The organism is Pseudomonas sp. (genome assembly GCF_050739655.1).
Taxonomy (GTDB): Bacteria; Pseudomonadota; Gammaproteobacteria; order Pseudomonadales; family Pseudomonadaceae; genus Aquipseudomonas.
The window spans coordinates 1-1,193 of record NZ_JBOIBY010000657.1; the positions used below are offsets into that span (position 1 = coordinate 1).

The window sequence follows — 1,193 nt, forward strand, 5'->3', positions numbered from 1 at the left end:
GAACATGCCAAAGCCCCGCCAGCCTCAGCAGCAAGGCCTCTGTCGCCAAGGCCGATGCCTCATGACGCAAAAAATCTTCGTTCGTGTGAAGGTCGCAAACCAGCCGCACAGCCGCCGGGCGAAGTCCCTCCTTCAGGGCGTCGATCGATTCATCATGGAAGTGCAGCTCCTCCGTATCTCGGTAGCGCTCCCAATCGAGATAGTCCAAAGTGCGGAACGCGACGAGCGTGTCGATCGGTCGCTCGTTACTGGTGTCGTCTCGTGCCAGCCGGACATTTTCATAGAGAAACGGCAAGATATCGAATTGAACCCGCGGATTGTTCGCCTTCAACATGAGAACGCTTTTGACCCGCGCAAGATCCTGATCTCCAGAAGCCGTTTGCTGATTGATCAGCCGCCTTAATCTTTCAGCAAAATTCGAGTCGAAGCTGAGCGAGTAATCAAGCAAAAGTTCGGAGCGACCGGCCTGCAGCGCTCCCTGCACAGCCGTCTCCGCTGAGACAAAGAAAGCCCTAGGCCCCTGAATAACCGGTATTATAAATTCATTGCCATCCACGCCAAGGCCAAGGCTCAGGTCTATTCCACCTGGCTGATCCGTACTAACCAGGCTTCGCAGCGCTGCGCACTCAGCAGCGCGCTCATCAAGCTGCTGCCAAGCCTCCTGATGATTGAAAACTACCGCTCGATACAACTCATCGATTACTGTCGGCTGCACGCGCTTCCTCCTTGATACCACTCACGCCCTTGGAACGCCCTCAGTCAGTTTTAAGAGCCAATAGGCATCTGCTGAGACTTAATTGTTGAGCGCCGAGAGCCTCAGCGCAATTGCAGATGCACTATGCCTGACGCCTGCTCAGCTATCCAAAACTCGCTAGCTTGCAGGGTCGATGACGGAATTCAAAGTTACAGCACAACTCGCTTCGTCGCGAATGAGGTTCGCTTAGCTAGGAGAGCTGCATTTTTTTGGTGCTGGATTATCGCTGGGCTATTTCAAACCCCAGCCGTTGAAGCGTGGTGCGCTCTGCGGCTTTCAACTTCTTGACAGCCCAGACCAAGAGATTTTTGGGCCTTGAACTCGCGACATAGGCGAGCCTTGCCGCTTCCAAGTTCTTGTCACCAATCCAATCCGCCCAATGTGACTGATCCCCTCGCCTGGAAGCTGAAACCAGCATTGTCGCTTCGTGGGTTTCTCC

General features: G+C 54.3%; 1 protein-coding gene and 1 pseudogene. Both read right to left on the bottom strand.

What is annotated here, in order from left to right; genetic code table 11:
- A partial coding sequence (locus ACRESJ_RS31245; RefSeq protein WP_431761350.1) for a hypothetical protein occupies nucleotides 1-715 on the bottom strand: 715 nt, incomplete at its 3' end.
- 259 nt (nucleotides 716-974) lie between these two features.
- Nucleotides 975-1,193: pseudogene (locus ACRESJ_RS31250) on the bottom strand (UvrD-helicase domain-containing protein); the annotation flags it as partial.